Annotated in this window: 19 protein-coding genes; 13 read left to right on the plus strand and 6 right to left on the minus strand. The window is 65.5% G+C overall.

Translation table 11 applies throughout. The annotated features are described in order from the left end of the window. The first annotated feature begins 120 nt into the window (after nt 1–120). The 3 genes from ENHY17A_RS14135 (at nt 121) to ENHY17A_RS14145 (ending at nt 3719) form a co-directional block, all read left to right on the plus strand. On the plus strand, nt 121–1446 hold the full coding sequence (locus ENHY17A_RS14135) for an MFS transporter (protein WP_159713723.1): 1326 nt from the start codon (nt 121–123) through the stop codon (nt 1444–1446). Then, nucleotides 1443–2363, plus strand: coding sequence for a cysteine synthase A (gene cysK / locus ENHY17A_RS14140; protein ID WP_159713725.1), 921 nt, complete (start codon nt 1443–1445; stop codon nt 2361–2363). Before ENHY17A_RS14135 ends, cysK begins: the two co-directional genes overlap by 4 nt. Nucleotides 2364–2459: 96 nt before the next feature. Further along, entirely contained in the window at nt 2460–3719 is a 1260-nt protein-coding gene (locus ENHY17A_RS14145) for a cell wall hydrolase (RefSeq protein WP_236547984.1), read from the plus strand. 107 nt (nt 3720–3826) lie between these two features. Here the strand turns inward: ENHY17A_RS14145 and ENHY17A_RS14150 are convergent, their stop codons facing one another. The 6 genes from ENHY17A_RS14150 to hisI form a co-directional block, all read right to left on the minus strand. Beyond that, nucleotides 3827–5338 (minus strand): PH domain-containing protein, encoded by a 1512-nt coding sequence (locus tag ENHY17A_RS14150; RefSeq protein ID WP_159713735.1) that lies wholly within the window; start codon nt 5336–5338, stop codon nt 3827–3829. Further along, entirely contained in the window at nt 5338–5820 is a 483-nt protein-coding gene (locus ENHY17A_RS14155; RefSeq protein WP_159713746.1) for a PH domain-containing protein, read from the minus strand. The genes ENHY17A_RS14150 and ENHY17A_RS14155 overlap by 1 nt, the downstream gene beginning before the upstream one ends. Nucleotides 5821–5829: 9 nt before the next feature. Next, a complete protein-coding gene (locus ENHY17A_RS14160; protein ID WP_159713748.1) occupies nt 5830–7632 on the minus strand; it encodes an acyl-CoA dehydrogenase C-terminal domain-containing protein in 1803 nt (600 codons plus the stop codon). Between the two features lie 138 nt (nt 7633–7770). Next, nucleotides 7771–8196: a MerR family transcriptional regulator gene (locus ENHY17A_RS14165; protein WP_159713750.1), complete on the minus strand. Its 426-nt coding sequence runs from the start codon at nt 8194–8196 to the stop codon at nt 7771–7773. Nucleotides 8197–8227: 31 nt separating this feature from the next. Continuing rightward, entirely contained in the window at nt 8228–8740 is a 513-nt protein-coding gene (locus tag ENHY17A_RS14170) for a hypothetical protein (protein ID WP_159713752.1), read from the minus strand. Continuing rightward, nucleotides 8737–9099: a phosphoribosyl-AMP cyclohydrolase gene (gene hisI / locus ENHY17A_RS14175; RefSeq protein WP_159713754.1), complete on the minus strand. Its 363-nt coding sequence runs from the start codon at nt 9097–9099 to the stop codon at nt 8737–8739. The genes ENHY17A_RS14170 and hisI overlap by 4 nt, the downstream gene beginning before the upstream one ends. A gap of 120 nt (nt 9100–9219) precedes the next feature. Between hisI and ENHY17A_RS14180 the strand changes: the two genes are divergently transcribed. From ENHY17A_RS14180 to ENHY17A_RS14225, 10 genes are all read left to right on the plus strand, one after another. Next, nucleotides 9220–9555: a lipopolysaccharide assembly protein LapA domain-containing protein gene (locus ENHY17A_RS14180; protein WP_159713756.1), complete on the plus strand. Its 336-nt coding sequence runs from the start codon at nt 9220–9222 to the stop codon at nt 9553–9555. Next, nucleotides 9552–10229, plus strand: coding sequence for an orotidine-5'-phosphate decarboxylase (gene pyrF, locus ENHY17A_RS14185; RefSeq protein WP_159713758.1), 678 nt, complete (start codon nt 9552–9554; stop codon nt 10227–10229). Before ENHY17A_RS14180 ends, pyrF begins: the two co-directional genes overlap by 4 nt. Before the next feature lie 68 nt (nt 10230–10297). Further along, the gene (locus ENHY17A_RS14190; protein WP_159713760.1) at nt 10298–10645 is read left to right on the plus strand and encodes a hypothetical protein; all 348 of its coding nucleotides are present in this window, start codon (nt 10298–10300) and stop codon (nt 10643–10645) included. Nucleotides 10646–10647: 2 nt separating this feature from the next. Further along, entirely contained in the window at nt 10648–11157 is a 510-nt protein-coding gene (locus ENHY17A_RS14195) for a GNAT family N-acetyltransferase (protein WP_201296409.1), read from the plus strand. A 16-nt stretch (nt 11158–11173) separates the two neighbouring features. Further along, on the plus strand, nt 11174–11812 hold the full coding sequence (locus tag ENHY17A_RS14200; RefSeq protein WP_159713762.1) for a phosphoribosylanthranilate isomerase: 639 nt from the start codon (nt 11174–11176) through the stop codon (nt 11810–11812). A gap of 147 nt (nt 11813–11959) precedes the next feature. After that, on the plus strand, nt 11960–13189 hold the full coding sequence (gene trpB / locus ENHY17A_RS14205; protein WP_159713764.1) for a tryptophan synthase subunit beta: 1230 nt from the start codon (nt 11960–11962) through the stop codon (nt 13187–13189). A gap of 122 nt (nt 13190–13311) precedes the next feature. After that, a complete protein-coding gene (trpA, locus tag ENHY17A_RS14210) occupies nt 13312–14124 on the plus strand; it encodes a tryptophan synthase subunit alpha (RefSeq protein WP_159713766.1) in 813 nt (270 codons plus the stop codon). Continuing rightward, nucleotides 14121–14975 (plus strand): acetyl-CoA carboxylase, carboxyltransferase subunit beta, encoded by an 855-nt coding sequence (gene accD, locus ENHY17A_RS14215; RefSeq protein WP_159713768.1) that lies wholly within the window; start codon nt 14121–14123, stop codon nt 14973–14975. Before trpA ends, accD begins: the two co-directional genes overlap by 4 nt. Nucleotides 14976–15105: 130 nt before the next feature. After that, nucleotides 15106–16443 (plus strand): bifunctional folylpolyglutamate synthase/dihydrofolate synthase, encoded by a 1338-nt coding sequence (locus ENHY17A_RS14220; RefSeq protein ID WP_159713770.1) that lies wholly within the window; start codon nt 15106–15108, stop codon nt 16441–16443. 69 nt (nt 16444–16512) lie between these two features. Next, nucleotides 16513–16944, plus strand: coding sequence for a DUF6628 family protein (locus ENHY17A_RS14225; protein WP_159713772.1), 432 nt, complete (start codon nt 16513–16515; stop codon nt 16942–16944). Nucleotides 16945–16999 lie beyond the last annotated feature (55 nt).

Raw genomic sequence — 16999 nt, forward strand, 5'->3', positions numbered from 1 at the left:
GCGCAGCGCAGGTTGCCCGCCCCCTCCACCGCTCTATGAGCGGTCCCCCTCCCCGCGTGCGGGGAAGATAGAGAATCGTCATTGCCGCGTGCGCCCTCTCGCGCCTAAACCCGCGCCCACATGAGCGCGCATCCCTTCACCATCCCCAGCTTTCGCGCCTATTGGGTTGCGCGGCTCACCTCGACGATGGCGCAGATGGCGATGGTCATCGTCATCGGCTGGCAAGTGTACGACATCGCGCGCGAGACGATGGGCATCCGCGCCGCCGCATTCCAGCTCGGCCTGATCGGCGTCGCGCAATTCGTGCCATTGCTGGTCCTGTCGCTGGTTGCCGGTTGGGTCGCCGATCGGATCGACCGCCGCGTGATCGCCCGCGCCGCCGTGGGGCTGGAGGCATTTTGCGCCTTCATGCTTGCCTGGTTGTCATGGTCCGACACGATCACCCTGCCGTCGCTGTTCGCGGTTGCCGCGCTGTTGGGCGTCGCGCGCGCATTTGCGGGACCGGCGTTGCAGGCGCTCGCGCCGAACCTCGTCCCTGCAAAGGTGCTGCCGACCGCCATCGCGCTTAGCTCGATCGCATGGCAGGCAGGGGCCGTCGTCGGCCCGGCACTGGGCGGCTATCTCTATGCCGCCGCGCCTTGGCTGCCCTATGGCGTATCCGGCGGGCTGTTCACGCTGGCCTTTGTCATGCTGCTGCTGATCCATCCGGTGAAGCGCGCAGCGATTACCGGTTCCCGCAACCCGTGGCGGCAAATGGCCGAGGGGCTGAGCTATGTCCGCCGCAACCGGCTGGTGTTCGGTGCGATCAGCCTCGATCTGTTCGCGGTGCTGCTGGGCGGGGCGACGGCGATGCTGCCCATCTATGCGCGCGACGTGTTGATGATCGGGGCCGAAGGGCTTGGGCATCTGCGGGCTGCGCCTGCAGTGGGGGCAGTCGCGGTCGCGCTGATCTTTTCATGGCGGCCACTGACCAACGATGTCGGCAAGAAGATGCTGTGGTCGGTCGCCGCGTTCGGGCTGGCCACCGCGATCTTCGGCATGGCCGGGCCGGTGCTGCTCCCATTGCTCGGACCAAGCGCGGTCGGCAGCGATTTCGCGCCCGCGGTCGCGCTGTCGCTGGTCGCGCTGTTCGCGATCGGCGCAACCGACATGGTGTCGGTCTATGTCCGCCAGTCGCTGATCCAATTGCATACCCCGGACGAGATGCGCGGGCGGGTCGGCGCAGTGTCCACCCTGTTCATTTCCGGGTCGAACGAGCTGGGCGAAGCGCGTTCCGGCTTCCTCGCGGCGCTGATCGGACCGGTCACGGCGGTTGTCGCGGGCGGCTTCGGTGCCATATTGGTGACTGCATTATGGGCCAGGTTGTTCCCGGAACTCGTCCGGGCGCGGACCTTCGACCCGCCCGAAACTTTGGAACTCGCGCCCCTCAAGGAGAAACCGGCATGAAGGCGAACACCATCCTGGAGACGATCGGCAACACCCCCCATGTCCGGGTGTCGCGGCTGTTCCCGAACGCCGAAGTCTGGATCAAGTCCGAACGTTCCAACCCCGGCGGGTCGATCAAGGACCGCATCGCGCTGGCGATGATCGAGGCGGCGGAAGCATCGGGCGACCTGAAACCCGGCGGCACCATCGTCGAGCCGACCAGCGGCAATACCGGCGTCGGCCTGGCGATGGTCGCGGCGGTCAAGGGTTACAAGCTGATCCTGGTGATGCCCGAATCAATGTCGATCGAGCGGCGTCGCCTGATGCTGGCTTATGGCGCAAGTTTCGATCTGACTCCGCGCGAAAAGGGCATGAAGGGCGCGATCGAGCGCGCGACCGAAATCGTCGGTGAGACCGCGAACGCGTGGATGCCGCAGCAGTTCGAAAACCCCGCCAACATCGACGTCCATGTTCGCACCACCGCTCAGGAAATCCTGGCCGACTTTGCCGACGCGCCGCTTGATGCGATCATCACCGGGGTCGGCACCGGCGGGCACATCACTGGCGTCGCGGAAGTCCTGAAGAAGGAATGGCCTGGGCTAAAAGTCTATGCGGTCGAACCGGTACTGTCCCCCGTCATCTCCGGTGGCCAGCCGGGACCGCACCCGATCCAGGGCATCGGCGCGGGCTTCGTCCCCGCCAATTTGCACACCCAGTCGATCGACGGCGCGATCCAGGTCGATGCCGACGACGCCAAGCAGATGGCACGGCGTTCGGCGAGCGAGGAAGGCATGCTGGTCGGCATCTCGTCGGGTGCGACGCTAGCGGCGATCGCCAAGAAGCTGCACGATCTGGGGCCGAACGCGCGGGTGCTGGGATTCAACTACGACACCGGCGAGCGCTATCTGTCGGTGCCCGATTTCCTGCCCGAAGCCTGAGTTGAGCGCGCGCGGATTAGCGTCATGATCGGGCAGGAACCGTCCCCGGAGGCGATATCCGCGCGCACGTCCCTCGCCTGGCCCTTGTGGTTGGCGATGGCCGCGGTCGCGCTGCTGGCGGTCGTTCTGCCCGTGCTGGTCGCCGCTAATCCACCGCACATTCCAGCAGAGGTCGCACGACAGGTCCGCACGCCCGAGCGCGTTGTCCAGCGTACCGAATTGCCTCCCGTCGAGCCGATCGAGTTTCACGCAGTCGATACCGACGACGCACGCGCGTTCAACGCGACGATCCCGTTCGTCAGCGGGCCGAACCCCGCCGCGCGCCCGTTCCGCTTCGCCGGATCGAACGAGGATCTGGCCCGTGCCGTCGACTGCCTGGCCGCTGCCGTCCTTTACGAAGCGGGCGACGACCGGAGCGGGCAGGAAGCCGTGGCCCAGGTCATCCTCAATCGCGTGCGCCATCCCGCCTTTCCCAAAAGCGTGTGCGGCGTGGTTTTTCAGGGGTCGGAGCGCGCCACCGGTTGCCAGTTCACCTTCACCTGTGACGGCGCGCTCGCTCGGCGCTATTCGGACGGCTTGTGGGAACGCGCCAAACAGGTCGCGAGCGCAGCATTGGGCGGCAGCGTGTTCGCACCCGTCGGCCTCGCCACCCATTACCACACCGACTGGGTCGTGCCCTATTGGAGCGCCAGCCTGGACAAGCTCGCCGCGATTCACACGCATCTGTTCTTCCGCTGGACGGGCTGGTGGGGAACGCAACCGGCCTTCAATCGCGCCCATGCAGGCGGCGAACCGGTGATCGCGAAGCTCGCCGCAACCTTTGCCGCGCATCGCAGCGGGCTTGAGGAGGTGGCGGAAGCGGCGGGAGTCGAGCCCCCCGCGATCATCGCCGCCGACCTGCTTCCGCGTCCGATGGCGGGCGATCCCAACACGTTTCTGGTCGCGCTCGACCCTCGAATGCCAGCCGCCAATTTTGCCGCACTTGCATCGCAGACGTGCGCGGCGCGGCCCTATTGCAAGTTCCTCGCCTGGACCGACAAGTCGGTGACGCCCGCGTCCGTGCCTTCGGACCCAAAAATCCTGTCGGCGATGTCATTCAGCTATCTCCGCGACCAGCCGCGCGGTTTCGAAAAGGCGCTGTGGAATTGCGAGGAGTTCCCGCGCACCACCCAGGCGGAATGTATGCGCCAGCGGGTCGTGGTGCCGGTGCCGGTGCGGGGCGCAGCACCCGCCCGCTCTCAGCCGGTGGCAGTGGCAAAGCCGGAACCCGCCACGCCGCTCGCGGGCGTCCGGCGCAAGACGGGAACGCTGGCTCCGGTCGTTCCGGCCCCTGTGCCTTCCACCAAATCGGAATAATACCCTTCCCCCGTTCGTATCGAGCGAAGTCGAGAAACGTGAACTGCGCGCCAGCCAAGCGTTTCTCGACTTCGCTCGAAACAAACGGAAAAGCGCTTTCGCTGCCCTTACCGCAGCCGCCGCAGAGGCCGGATCGCATCGACCAGCGCCCAGGCTTCGCCCGGCCGGACATCCTCGACCGACGGCGTCGCGATGATCGACGCGCCCGCCGTGTCCGAATAGACGCTTGCCGTGCCCAACCGTCGTTGAAGCCAGGTCCGCCGCACGGTGATCGCCTGGATATTGCGCGCGGGCACGATCCAGCGTTTCTGGCCCAGCACCCCGCGCTGAACATGGAAGGTCCGCCCGATCAGGCCGTAGCGGTGATGCCCGCGCTGGAGCATCGCGACGATCGCAACCGGCACGAGCAACAGCAGGAACAGCCCGATCAGCACCGCGAAAAACACCGCCGCCTCCGCCAGATTGGCGCGCGCGATCACCAGTGCGGCGATCGGCACCAGCAGCCATCCGATCCGCGTGATCACCATCCGCCACACATGCATGGTCGATACCCGCGTCAGCGAGTCCGCATTTGCACGCTCGAGTTTCAGCGGCGCGAGCACCCGGTCGATATCCTCGGGTCGGCCAAAGGGCACGACATCCTGCCGTCCGCCCTCTCCCTTTTCTCCGCTGCCCAAGGTCTGGAGTTTCAATCCCGCCCAGCCGAGCAACCGCATGACGAAGCCGTTTTCGATCACCGCCAACTGGACGCGGCGCAGCGCGACGACCGCTTCGGTCCGCGTCAGCAGCCCGCGCACCCGCCGATAGCGACCGCCCTCATCGGTCAGCGTGAATCCATATTCGCGCAACACTGTCCGCAATACGCCCGCGACGACGCCCAGCAGGAACAGAACGAAAATCACCGACAGCGTGACGCCTGCGACGAAAGCCGCTTCCGCCGCAGCGCTTGCCGCCTCGGCGCGGGTGCGAAGATCGTCGACATCGACGTCGCCCCACGGCACCCAGTCATCGACATATTGAAATGCGCCGCCGATCACTGCGAGCCAGACCAGCGAAAAGCGGAACAGCCCGGAATAGAGCACCCGGCCCAGGCTCATCGAAAACAGCACCGGCGTAACGCGTTCGACCGGACGCGCATCTGCCGCATCCTCGCCGACCGCAACCGGTTCGGAATGGGCCTGAGCCGCACGGCTACGGATCACGCCGCGCAGCCGCTCCGCCTCCGCCATCGACACGCTGTCGAGCGCCCCTTCATTCTCGCCCGCGCCGCCGGTTTCCAGATTGACCTTGGCCAGCCCGAACAATCGCGCGAGCAGCTTGCGCTCGATATCGACGTCCTGCACGCGGTCGAAGGGAATGGTACGGCGATTGCGCGACAACACCCCGCTTTGCACCACCAGCGCGTCGTCGGTCAGCTCATAAGTAAAGCGCCACCACGACAGGAACTGAAAGACACCGACGACCGCCGCCAGCCCCAGCGCGATCAGCCCCGCCAGCCACAGATCGAAATCCCGCGCAAAGGTCAGAAATGCCGGGACGCCGAACACCAGACCCGGCGCACCGCGGATGACGTTGAGCGCAATCGTCCCCGGATGCAGGCGACGCGCGAATTCCGACATCACCATGGTTCGGCGCGAACATGGGTGCGGACGACGTCGCGCAATTCTTCGGCAGTGCTGCGCGAGATGCCGGGCAGCGCCACAGTCGCGTGTGCGGTGCCCGCAGTGTGCACGATCAGCGTTGCGACGCCGAACATGCGTTGCAGCGGCCCCTGCGCCACGTCGATATGCTGAACGCGGGTCAGCGGAACGATGGTGTGAACCTGAGTCCACACGCCGTAGGCGACATGCAATTCGTCATCCGCCAGCGCCCAGCCCCAGGCGCGAAACCGGCGGATCGGCGCGCCCGTCCCGCCCCACAAGGCAATCAGGCCGAGGATCACGAAGGACGGCCACCACGGCCAGCCCAGTTGATCTTCCAGCAGCTTCCCCAGCCCGAAACCGCCTGCGGCGAGCATCAGGCTGGGGATGGCGTTCAGGATGAGCATCACCCATCGCTGGCCGGGTTCCAAAGGGTTCAGCGCGACGGGTGTGCTATCCATATAATGCGCTTATGCCGCGCGAAACATCTCCGGATCAAGCGCCATGATCGCATCCGCCCCGCCTTCGATCTTGCGACGCAGCGCAGCCGTATCGGGCATCACGCGTTCGGCGAAGAAGCGCGCGGTCACCAGCTTGGCTTCCAGGAACTTGGTATCGCCGCCGCCGTTCGCCAGCGCCTTCTGCGCGGCCGTCGCCATACGCAGCCACATCAGGCCGGTCGCGACGATCCCCATCAGGTGCATGTAGCTGTGCGCGCCCGCGCCGACATGGTTGGGATTCTGCATTCCGTTGGCCATGAACCACATGGTCGATGCATGAAGGTCGCCCAGCGCCTTTTCGAGCAGTCCCGCAAAGTCGGCAAGCTTTTCGTCGCCCTTCGCGGCAGCGATTTCGTCGGTCACGACCTTGAACAACGCCTGCACCGCGCGGCCGCCATTCTGCGCCAGCTTGCGCCCGACCAAGTCCATCGCCTGCACGCCATTGGTGCCTTCGTAAATCATCGCGATCCGCGCATCGCGGACATATTGCTCCATGCCCCATTCGGCGATGTAGCCATGCCCGCCATAGACCTGCTGCGCGTTGGTGGCGATGTCATAGCCCTTGTCGGTGCCATAGCCCTTGATAACCGGGGTCAGCAGGCTGACCAGATCGTCGGCCATTTGGCGGTCCTCCTCGCTCGACGCATTGTGCGCCAGATCGACCTGAAGCGCGCCCCACAGGCACAGCGCGCGAAGCCCCTCGGTCAGCGCCTTGGCCTCCATGAGCATCCGGCGCACATCGGGATGGACGAACAACGTGTCGGCCTTTTCTTCGGGCTCGGCAGCACCGGTCAGCGCGCGCCCCTGACGGCGATCCTCGGCATATTGCACCGCATTCTGATAGGCGGTCTCAGCCACGCCCAGTCCTTGCAGGCCGACGCCCAGCCGCGCGGCATTCATCATGATGAACATCGCCGCCAGCCCCTTCATCTCGTCGCCGACCAGCCAGCCGATCGCGCCGTCGTAATTCATGACGCAGGTCGAATTGGCGTGGATGCCCATCTTGTGCTCGATCGAGCCGCACGACACGGCGTTGCGCTCACCCAGCGAACCATCGTCGCCCACCATGAACTTGGGCACGACGAACAGCGAAATACCCTTAGAGCTGTCGGGCGCACCCGGCGTCTTTGCCAGCACCAGATGGATGATGTTGCTGGTCAGGTCATGCTCGCCCGACGAAATGAAGATCTTGGTGCCGGTGATCGCATAAGAGCCGTCGCCCTGCGGCTCGGCCTTGGTCTTGATCAGGCCCAGATCGGTGCCGCAATGCGGCTCGGTCAGGTTCATCGTGCCGCCCCATTCGCCCGACACCATCTTGGGGACGTATTTTTCCTTCTGCTCCTGCGATCCCTTGGCAAGCAGCGCGGCGATCGCGCCGTGGGTCAGCCCCGGATACATGGCGAACGCCATATTGGCGGAGATCATATATTCCTGAAACGCGGTAGAGACGACGTGCGGCATCCCCTGCCCGCCGAACTCCTCAGGGGCGGAAAGCGTCGCCCAACCGCTTTCGACAAATTGCTTGTACGCAGCCTTGAACCCGTCGGGCGTGGTCACGCTGCCGTCGTCGTGGCGCGTGCAGCCCTGCTGGTCGCCCGACAGGTTGAGCGGGAACAACACTTCGGCGACGAACCGCCCGCCTTCCTCCAACACCGCATCGACCACATCGGGGGTGGCATTGGCAAAACCGGGCAGGTTGGCGTGATTTTCCAGACCCAGCACGTCGCTGAGGATGAAACGCGTGTCGCGGACGGGGGGCGTATATTGGGGCATGGGGTCTCTCCAAAATTCAGAAGCGGGAAACACCCCCTCCGTTCGTTTCGAGCGCAGTCGAGAAACGCGTCCGACGCGCTTGCTTCACGTTTCTCGACTGCGCTCGAAACGAACGGGGTGAGGGTGCGAAATAATCAATTAATGGCGTTGGTCGGTGTCGATCACCGACAGGAATTCGTTGAGTTCGTCGATCGAGGCATCGATGTCGCGCTTCTGCGCGTCGAGATGCGCGATCTTGGCGCGGCAGCGTTCGATCGTCACCTGACGCTGCGCCTGACGTCCGTCGCCGATATCGTACAGATCGATCATCTCGCGGATTTCACCGAGCGAGAAACCCACCCGCTTGCCGCGCAAGATCCAGGCAAGCCGCGCGCGGTCACGGTGCGAATAGACGCGCTGCAATCCGCGCCGTTCGGGCGCGATCAGCCCCTCGTCCTCATAAAAGCGCAGCGCGCGGGCCGTGACGTCAAATTCGGCGCAAAGATCCGAAATGCTGAACGTGGTACGGTCGGGTCGCGGCGAAATCGGCGCGAGCCCCGCGATGATGGGAACAGCTTGCGACATGCCCCAACTATGCTTTACCTTTACGTGAACGTCAAGAGGGTGCCGCTACGGTCTCCGCGCAAGGGAAGCGCCCGCGCCGGTCGCGGAATGCGGCAACCTCCCCCGCAGAATGGCTAAGCCTCACGGTCGTCATGCCCGCAAGCGAGGCATTGCCCCGGCACAAATTCGCGCATCCGTCTGGCAAAGCGCCGGGGAAACGGATCGCCTCTCCGTCATATCCAGCGTCGAACCGGCATGCCTCGCCCAGGTCGACCGATAGCGTTTCGCCCTGTCTGCTGGCCGTGCCCAGTGCCGCGCAGCCGTTACCCTCGCCATAATCGATCGAAAGTCCCATCACCGCGCGATCCTCGCCTACATCGGCGCGCAGGCACAGCCGATCGGCGTCGCGCGCGAAAAGTCCCGTGAGCGGCGCAGCATCGGGATCGGGCACCAACCCGCGCGCGATCGCCGCAGCCTCCAGCGACGGTACCGCCTCGCCCGGCACCTCCACCGGCGCTTCCGAACAGCCTGCGAGCAACAGCGCCAGGGCAACGGCACGCCTCACTCGATTCGCTCCAGCCCGTCCGGCGTGACCCGGCGAAAGAAACAGCTTCGCGCGCCGGTATGGCAGGCGGGTCCGGCAGGCTCGACGATCAGCCACACGCAATCCTGATCGCAATCGATCCGCATCTCGACCACGCGCAGCATGTTCCCCGACGTCTCCCCCTTTTTCCACAGCGCAGCGCGGCTACGCGACCAGAAATGGGCGAGCCGTGTTTCGCGCGTCAATGCAAAGGCGTGCGCGTTCATATGAGCGACCATCAGCAATTCACCCGACGCGTGATCGGTCACGACGGCGGTCAACAGCCCCGCTGCATCATATCTGGGATCGAGCGCCAGCCCGGTATCGCGTCCATCGGTCATCGCCAGGCGGTGTAACCGGTGACATGGCGCGCGTCACGCCTGCCACGCAGCACCTCTGGCAAAAGCGCGCTGCTTCCCTTAGGCTGCCCGGCCAGACGACCTGTAGCCCAAGGGACATCGATGCGTTTTCTAAAGATCCTGTTCTGGATCCTGATCGGCGGCCTGGCGGCGGCATTCGTCATCTATAACGAGGCTGAACGAGTCGAAATTGCGCTGTGGGGCAATCTGGTCGCCGATGTCAGCCTGCCGATCCTGCTGGTGCTTGTCTTCCTGCTGGGGCTGATCCCCGCGCTGATCGCCTATCACACGCTGCGCTGGCGGATGCGGATGCGAGTCAATTCGCTGGAACGAACGATCGGCGAATTGCGCAGCAATCAGGAACACGCCCCGCCGCCGCCTGCGGTCGATCCCGGCGACCTGCTGGTCGGCGTCGATCCCATTCCGGTGCGGTCATGAGCACGCGCATCTACGTCGCGCTCGACACGCCCGATCTGGCGCGGGCAAAGGCGATCGCGACCAAAGTCGGCCATCATGTCGGCGGGATCAAGCTGGGGCTGGAATTCTTCATGGCCAATGGCCGGGCAGGCGTCCACGAAATGGCCGAACTGGGCCTGCCGATCTTCCTCGACCTGAAATTCCACGACATCCCCAATACGGTGGCCAAGGCGGTGCAGGCGCTCCGTCCGCTAGAACCGTCGATCCTGACGGTGCACGCCAGCGGTGGCCGCGCGATGATGGAGGATGCTAAAGCCGCAGCGCCGACGGGCACAAAAGTCGTCGCGGTGACCATGCTGACCAGCCTGGACGGCGAAGACCTGTCTTCGATCGGGCTGAATCCCGATCCGCATGAACAGGTGGTCCGTCTGGCCGAACTGGCCCGCTCGGCAGGTGTCGACGGCATCGTCTGTTCGGGTGAGGAAGTCGCAGCCGCCAAACGCGCCTGGAAAGACGGCTTCTTCGTCGTCCCCGGCGTGCGCCCGGCCAACGGATCGGCGATGAGCGACCAGAAACGCGTGGTCACCCCGCGCGCCGCGCTCGATGCGGGCGCATCGATCCTTGTGGTCGGCCGCCCGATCACCCAGGCCGAGCACCCCGATCAAGCCGCCCGCGCGATCGAGGCCACGCTGTAATTTCGATGCCGGTCGAACAACGCGAGTCGGATGCGAGAGGCCTTGTGCGCGCGCTGGGCATTATCAGCTTGGCCGTCGCTTTCGGGCTGATCGCGCTGATGATTCACACCGGCGACCCGTCGTCATCATCTTGGTGGCTGGCCGCGATTCCGTTCGCGCTCTGGATCGTCTGCCCGGCGGTTGCGGCCTATCTGCTCGCACGGCGGCGGCGGGACCGGATTACCTCGATCGCGATGCTCGCCTTTCTCGTCATTTCAACTGCGCTATCGGGAGCCGCCTATTATCAGGCGATATTCGTCTCGGAATCCTCGACAGCCGCGCTCGTCTTCCTGTTCGTGCCGCTCTATCAATGGACGGCATTCCTGGTCGTTGCGGGCGTCATCCTTGCGGTAACGTCATTGGCGAAGCGACGCTGACCATGGATTCGATCCGCATTGCGCCTGCCTGCCCGGACGATATTATCGGCATCCATCCGTTGATCGAGCGCGCCTATCGCGGGGACGATGCGCGGGTCGGCTGGACCCACGAGGCAGATCTGGTAACCGGCGCGCGCACAGATTCCGCAACGTTGACCGCGCTGGTGACAGACCCCGCATCGCGCCTGCTGATCGCGTGGGACGGCGACACGCCGATAGGTTGCGTCAATGTCGCGGATCGTGGGGACGGCCTCGCCTATCTCGGCCTGCTCTGTATCGAGCCTGCGCGACAGGGCACCGGGCTGGGCAAGCGGTTGATGGCCGCCGCCGAGGCTTGTGCTCACGCTGACTTTGGCGCCGATCGAATCGAGATGACCGTGATCGACGCCCGCGTCGAACTCATCGCCTGGTATCGCCGCCACGGCTATGCCCCCAGCGGCGAAACGCGCCCCTTCCCCATTTCGCTCGATCCGCCGCTCCGCATGACGGTGCTGGTCAAGCCGCTCGTCTGACGGCAAAGCGGGCGCCATGCCGACCACCGCCAAAATCTGCGGTCTTTCGACGCCCGACACGCTGGACGCCGCGATTGCGGGCGGGGCGAGCCATGTCGGCTTCGTGTTCTTCCCCCCCTCCCCGCGCAATGTCGGGTTCGATCAGGTCGCGGGGCTGGCCAGTTCTGTTCCGTCGCATGTCGGCAAGGTCGGGGTGTTCGTCGATCCCGACGATGCGCTGATCGACGCGGCGCGCGCCGCAGGGCGGCTCGACGCGATCCAGTTGCACAAGACCGCGCCCGACCGGATCGCCGCGATCCGCGCGCGAACCGGGCTGGAAATCTGGGCGGCGGTCGCGGTGAAGACCCGCACCGATCTCGACCACGCCCGCGCATTTGCCGGAGCCGCCGACCGCATCCTCTATGATGCGAAAACGCCGGAAGGCGCGGCACTCCCCGGCGGCATGGGGCTGCGATTCGACTGGTCATTGCTGGAAGGATTTCGCCACCCGCTCCCCTGGGCGCTGTCGGGCGGGCTGGACGCAGGCAATATCGGCGAGGCGGTGCGGCGCACGGGCGCGACGCTAGTTGACGTGTCGTCGGGTGTCGAAAGCGCGCCTGGGGTTAAAGATGTTGGGCGAATCGTTGATTTCCTGCGCGCAGTCCACGCCACCTGACCCTCCCTTCCGTTCGTTTCGAGCGAAGTCGAGAAATGTGAACCAGGCGTGCGTGAGCGTTTCTCGACTTCGCTCGAAACGAACGGAACATTGGGAGGATCCCCTAGGCTTCCCTAAGTGCTAAGCCATGCTAAAGCGCGGGCCATCATGACCACACCCAACAGCTACCGTGCCCAGCCCGACGAACGCGGGCATTTCGGCGATTATGGCGGCCGCTATGTCGCCGAGACGCTGATGCCGCTCGTCCTCGAACTCGGCGAGGAATATAAGCGCGCCAAGGCCGACCCCGCCTTCGCCGCGCAGTTCGACGATCTGCTCAAACATTATGTCGGTCGACCCAGCCCGCTTTATTATGCCGAACGCCTGACCGACTCTCTCCGCGAAAGCGCGGACGACGGCATGGGGGCCGAGATTTGGTTCAAGCGCGACGAGCTGAACCATACCGGCGCGCACAAGATCAACAATTGCATCGGCCAGATCCTGCTGGCGATCCGCATGGGCAAGACGCGGATCATCGCGGAAACCGGCGCGGGTCAGCACGGTGTCGCGACCGCCACCGTGTGCGCGCGTTTCGGCCTGCCCTGCGTCATCTATATGGGTGCCAAGGACGTCGAGCGGCAGCAGCCCAACGTGTTCCGCATGAAGCTGCTCGGGGCCGAGGTCCGTCCGGTGACCAGTGGCGCAGCAACGCTGAAGGATGCGATGAACGAGGGGCTGCGCGACTGGGTCGCGAACGTCCATGATACCTTCTACATCATCGGCACCGCGGCAGGCCCGCACCCCTACCCCGAACTGGTCCGTGATTTTCAGAGCGTGATCGGCAAGGAAGCGCGCGCGCAGATGCTGTCGCGCATCGATCGCCTGCCCGACCTGCTGGTCGCGGCGATCGGTGGCGGGTCGAACGCGATCGGACTGTTTCACCCGTTCCTCGACGATGCCGACGTGAATATGCTGGGCGTCGAGGCGGCGGGCGAAGGGCTGGACCGCAAACACGCCGCCAGCCTCGCAGGCGGCTTCCCCGGCGTGCTCCACGGCAACAAGACCTATCTGCTTCAGGACGATGACGGGCAGATTACCGAGGCGCATTCGATCTCTGCCGGGCTCGATTATCCCGGCATCGGCCCCGAACATGCGTGGCTGAAGGATATCGGGCGGGTCGAATATACCTCGATCACCGATACTGAGGCGCTGGACGCTTTCCAGCTGCTCTGCCGCACCGAAGGCATCATCCCCGCACTGGAACCTGCCCACGCCATCGCCGCTGTCGCCAAGCGCGCACGGGAGATGCGGTCGGACCAGATCATCCTCGCGAACCTGTGCGGGCGCGGCGACAAGGACATCTTCACCGTCGCCGAAGCGCTGGGAGTGGCGATATGATCTCGAATTTATCAAGCCCCTCCCCTTCAGGGGAGGGGGCGGGGGTGGGGCCTCGCCTCACTGCCAATCGCTTGTGGACACGCCCCACCCCAACCCCTCCCCTGAAGGGGAGGGGCTAGCCCATGACTCGCCTCTCCACCGCCTTCGCTATCGCGCGAGATGAACACCGCGCCGCACTCGTCGCGTTCGTCACCGCAGGCGACCCCTCGTCGCAGGCCACCCCCGCCATCCTCGACGCGCTCGTCGCGGGCGGGGCGGACGTGATCGAACTCGGCATGCCGTTCACCGATCCGATGGCGGACGGCCCAGCGATCCAGTCTGCGAATATCCGCAGCCTGGCCGCAGGCACCACCACCGCCGATATCCTGCAAATCGCCACCGATTTCCGAGCACGACATCCGGACGTGCCACTGGTGCTGATGGGCTATGCGAACCCGATGCTCCGTCGCGGCCCAGCGTGGTTCGCCAACGCGGCACGCGCTGCAGGCGTGGACGGTGTGATCTGCGTCGATCTTCCACCCGAAGAGGATGACGCACTCGGCCCGGAACTGCGCGCGGCCGGGATCGCGCCGATCCGCCTTGCCACTCCGACCACCGATGCCGCGCGACTGCCGCAAGTGCTCGAAGGCGCCAGCGGCTTCGTCTATTACGTCTCGGTCGCGGGTATCACCGGGCTGCAACAGGCTGCGCAATCCTCGATCGAGGAAGCCGTCGCTCGCCTCAAAGCCTCGACCGACCTGCCGATCGCGGTCGGCTTCGGCGTCCGTACGCCGGAACAGGCGGCGGCCATTGCCCGCGTTGCTGATGGCGTCGTCGTCGGCTCTGCCATCGTAGAACTCGTGGCCCAGCACGGCGCGGATGCACCCGCCGCTGTCACCGCCTATATCCAGACCCTCTCCGCCGCGATCCGTGCGGCCAGAAAGGAACCCGCATGAGCTGGCTCGACAGCGTCCGCAACGCGCTCCCCTTCGTCGCCAAACGCGAAACCCCCGACAATCTCTGGCACAAGTGCAAGGGATGCGGGCAGATGGTGTTCACCAAGGAGCTGGAGGAGAACCTCCATGTCTGCCCCTTGTGCGAGCATCACGGTCGCATCGGGCCGAGCCAGCGCTTCGAATATCTGTTCGACGAGGGCGAGCATGAAGTGCTGCCCAGCCCCAAGGTCGCCGAAGACCCGCTCAAATTTCGCGACACCAAACGCTATGTCGATCGGATCAAGGCCGCCCGGACCGATACCGGCGATCCCGATGCTTTCGTAAACGCCGCCGGGCTGATCGGCGGGCGCGAGGCGATCGTCGGCGTCCAGAATTTCGGCTTCATGGGCGGATCGATGGGCCAGGCGGTCGGCGAGGCGTTCATCGCCGGGGTCGAAGCCGCGATCGCGCGCCGTGCGCCCTACATCGTGTTCACCGCCAGCGGTGGCGCGCGGATGCAGGAGGGTATTCTCAGCCTGATGCAGATGCCGCGCACCACCGTGGCGATCGAGATGCTCCATGACGCGGGCCTGCCCTATATCGTCGTGCTGACCGATCCCACGTCCGGGGGCGTGATGGCCGCGTACGCCATGCTGGGCGACATCCAGATCGCCGAACCACGCGCGACCCTGGCCTTCACCGGGCGCCGCGTCATCGAAAACACCATCCGCGAAAAGCTGCCCGACGATTTCCAGACGAGCGAATATTATCTGGAGCACGGCCTGATCGACATGGTCACACACCGCAAGGAATTGCCCGAAGTGCTGGGCCAGGTGATCGGTCATCTGTGCGGGAAGCGGAAAGCTGCGTAACGCGTTTCTCTCCGTCCGTTCGTTTTGACCGAAGTCGAGAAACGCTTCCGAGCGCCAAGATCACTTTTCTCGACTTCGCTCGAAACGAACGGAGGTTGGGAGAACGACCGGACAGGACCGCCAATAGCGCATGGACCAAGCCCGTTCCACCGACCCCGCCGTCCAGGCCCAACTCGACCGGCTATGGGCATTGTCCCCCGGCGCGGACGTGCTGGGGCTAGAGCGCATCACCGCGCTGCTCGCCGCGCTCGGCAATCCACACCACAACCTGCCGCCGGTGTTCCACGTTGCGGGCACCAACGGCAAGGGTTCGACCTGCGCCTTTCTGCGCGCAGGACTGGAGGCTGCCGGATACCGGGTCCACGCCTATACCAGCCCGCATCTGGTGCGGTTCAATGAACGCATCCGCCTCGCTGGCACGCTGATCGACGACGCTGCGCTTGCCCCGCTGCTCACGGAGGTGTTGGACGCGGCGGAGGCGGCGCAGATCAGCGCCAGCTTCTTCGAAATCACCACCGCCGCCGCGTTCCTGTCCTTCGCTCGCACGCCCGCCGACGCCTGCGTGATCGAGGTCGGACTGGGCGGCCGACTGGATGCGACCAATGTCATCGACGCGCCGTTGGTCACCGGCATCGCCCAGCTCGGTGTCGATCACGAAGCCTTTCTGGGGAGCGATCCGGTCGGCATCGCGCGCGAAAAGGCGGGCATCGCCAAACGCGGCGCGCCATTGGTGACGATGGACTATGCTTCCGCGATCAACGCAGCGTTCGAACGATCGGCCGCGCAGGCGGGCGCTACCCTGCGCCGCCTGAACCGCGACTGGCATTGGTCCGCGACCATCACCAAGCGCCGGATCGCGGTCGGTGATGGTCGCGGCGACATCTCGGTCCCCTTCCCCCGGCTGGCGGGCGAGCACCAGCATGCCAATTTGGCGCTCGCGGTAGCGATGATGCGGGCGCAGGACCGGCTGCCGGTGTCCGACACGCCGCTGGGGCGCGCCGCGGAGGCGCGCTGGCCCGCGCGGATGCAGTTGCTGGGCGATGGGCCGCTCACCGCGTTGTTGCCGCCCGGCAGCAGCGTTTGGCTCGACGGCGGGCACAATGCCGCTGCCGCCGATGCGCTTGCTGCCGCGATCGCCGATCTGGCCGAAGGGCGCCCGATCGACATCGTCGTCGGGATGCTCGCCAGCAAGGATGCCGCCGCGTTGGTCGAGCGGCTTGCGCCGCACGCGCGGAGCGTGACCGCGGTTCCGGTGCCCGACCATGCGCATCATGCGCCGCACGCGCTGGTACAGATCGCACTGGCGGCGGGGGTGCCGATCGCGATCACGGCGGACGATGTGGCGGCCGCGCTCCGCGAGATCGCGACTCGCGCACCCTTCGACAGAGAGCCCGCCCCGGTCCTCATCTGCGGATCGCTCTATCTCGCCGGTGAAGTGCTTGCCGAAAACGATGAATGGCCGGACTGATCTTTATTGATATTGACTTGCAATAACCACTTCGTCAGCTTGGAGCTCAAGCTACGGAGTCTTCCCCTCATGCACGTCACCCAACGCTTCGCGCACACCCTGCCGCACCCCGCACCGACCGATGATACCCGCCGCACGATCCTGTCCGCGATGCGCCAGATGGGGGCAAAGGGGCTGGATGATGCCGCCACCGCCCACGCCTTCATGACCCATTTCGGCAAGGATTTTCGCCGTCCACTGACTCTGATGCGCACGCTGATGCTCGAAATGTCGCGCGGTGCGGCCGGACCGATCACCATCGCACCCTGGTGCTGCCGCCGCATGACCGCGCAGGAATCGACCCTGCTCGCAGTGATCGAGCGCGCGGGCGACAATCCGTGCGCAGCGGCGTTGCTGCTCGCCGACCTGATGGGCGTGCGCGATGCCGGTGCCACGCTGACCACCGCACAGGCGCTGGCATTCGCGCTTCAGGATTGCGGGCGACCGCTGGCGAGGGTTTAAGCCACCCTCAATCCGTTCGTCTCGAGCGAAGTCCAGAAACGCAGGCCAGGCGCAT

This window comes from Sphingomonas sp. AX6, from assembly GCF_902506605.1.
GTDB lineage: Bacteria > Pseudomonadota > Alphaproteobacteria > Sphingomonadales > Sphingomonadaceae > Sphingomonas.

Bases quoted from the DNA above. Each gene is read 5' to 3' on its own strand.
- ENHY17A_RS14135 (WP_159713723.1), top strand. From the start codon at position 121: ATGAGCGCGCATCCCTTCACCATCCCCAGCTTTCGCGCCTATTGGGTT.
- cysK (WP_159713725.1), top strand. From the start codon at position 1,443: ATGAAGGCGAACACCATCCTGGAGACGATCGGCAACACCCCCCATGTC.
- ENHY17A_RS14145 (WP_236547984.1), top strand. From the start codon at position 2,460: ATGGCCGCGGTCGCGCTGCTGGCGGTCGTTCTGCCCGTGCTGGTCGCC.
- ENHY17A_RS14150 (WP_159713735.1), bottom strand. From the start codon at position 5,338: ATGTCGGAATTCGCGCGTCGCCTGCATCCGGGGACGATTGCGCTCAAC.
- ENHY17A_RS14155 (WP_159713746.1), bottom strand. From the start codon at position 5,820: ATGGATAGCACACCCGTCGCGCTGAACCCTTTGGAACCCGGCCAGCGA.
- ENHY17A_RS14160 (WP_159713748.1), bottom strand. From the start codon at position 7,632: ATGCCCCAATATACGCCCCCCGTCCGCGACACGCGTTTCATCCTCAGC.
- ENHY17A_RS14165 (WP_159713750.1), bottom strand. From the start codon at position 8,196: ATGTCGCAAGCTGTTCCCATCATCGCGGGGCTCGCGCCGATTTCGCCG.
- hisI (WP_159713754.1), bottom strand. From the start codon at position 9,099: ATGACCGATGGACGCGATACCGGGCTGGCGCTCGATCCCAGATATGAT.
- ENHY17A_RS14180 (WP_159713756.1), top strand. From the start codon at position 9,220: ATGCGTTTTCTAAAGATCCTGTTCTGGATCCTGATCGGCGGCCTGGCG.
- pyrF (WP_159713758.1), top strand. From the start codon at position 9,552: ATGAGCACGCGCATCTACGTCGCGCTCGACACGCCCGATCTGGCGCGG.
- ENHY17A_RS14195 (WP_201296409.1), top strand. From the start codon at position 10,648: ATGGATTCGATCCGCATTGCGCCTGCCTGCCCGGACGATATTATCGGC.
- ENHY17A_RS14200 (WP_159713762.1), top strand. From the start codon at position 11,174: ATGCCGACCACCGCCAAAATCTGCGGTCTTTCGACGCCCGACACGCTG.
- trpB (WP_159713764.1), top strand. From the start codon at position 11,960: ATGACCACACCCAACAGCTACCGTGCCCAGCCCGACGAACGCGGGCAT.
- trpA (WP_159713766.1), top strand. From the start codon at position 13,312: ATGACTCGCCTCTCCACCGCCTTCGCTATCGCGCGAGATGAACACCGC.
- accD (WP_159713768.1), top strand. From the start codon at position 14,121: ATGAGCTGGCTCGACAGCGTCCGCAACGCGCTCCCCTTCGTCGCCAAA.
- ENHY17A_RS14220 (WP_159713770.1), top strand. From the start codon at position 15,106: ATGGACCAAGCCCGTTCCACCGACCCCGCCGTCCAGGCCCAACTCGAC.
- ENHY17A_RS14225 (WP_159713772.1), top strand. From the start codon at position 16,513: ATGCACGTCACCCAACGCTTCGCGCACACCCTGCCGCACCCCGCACCG.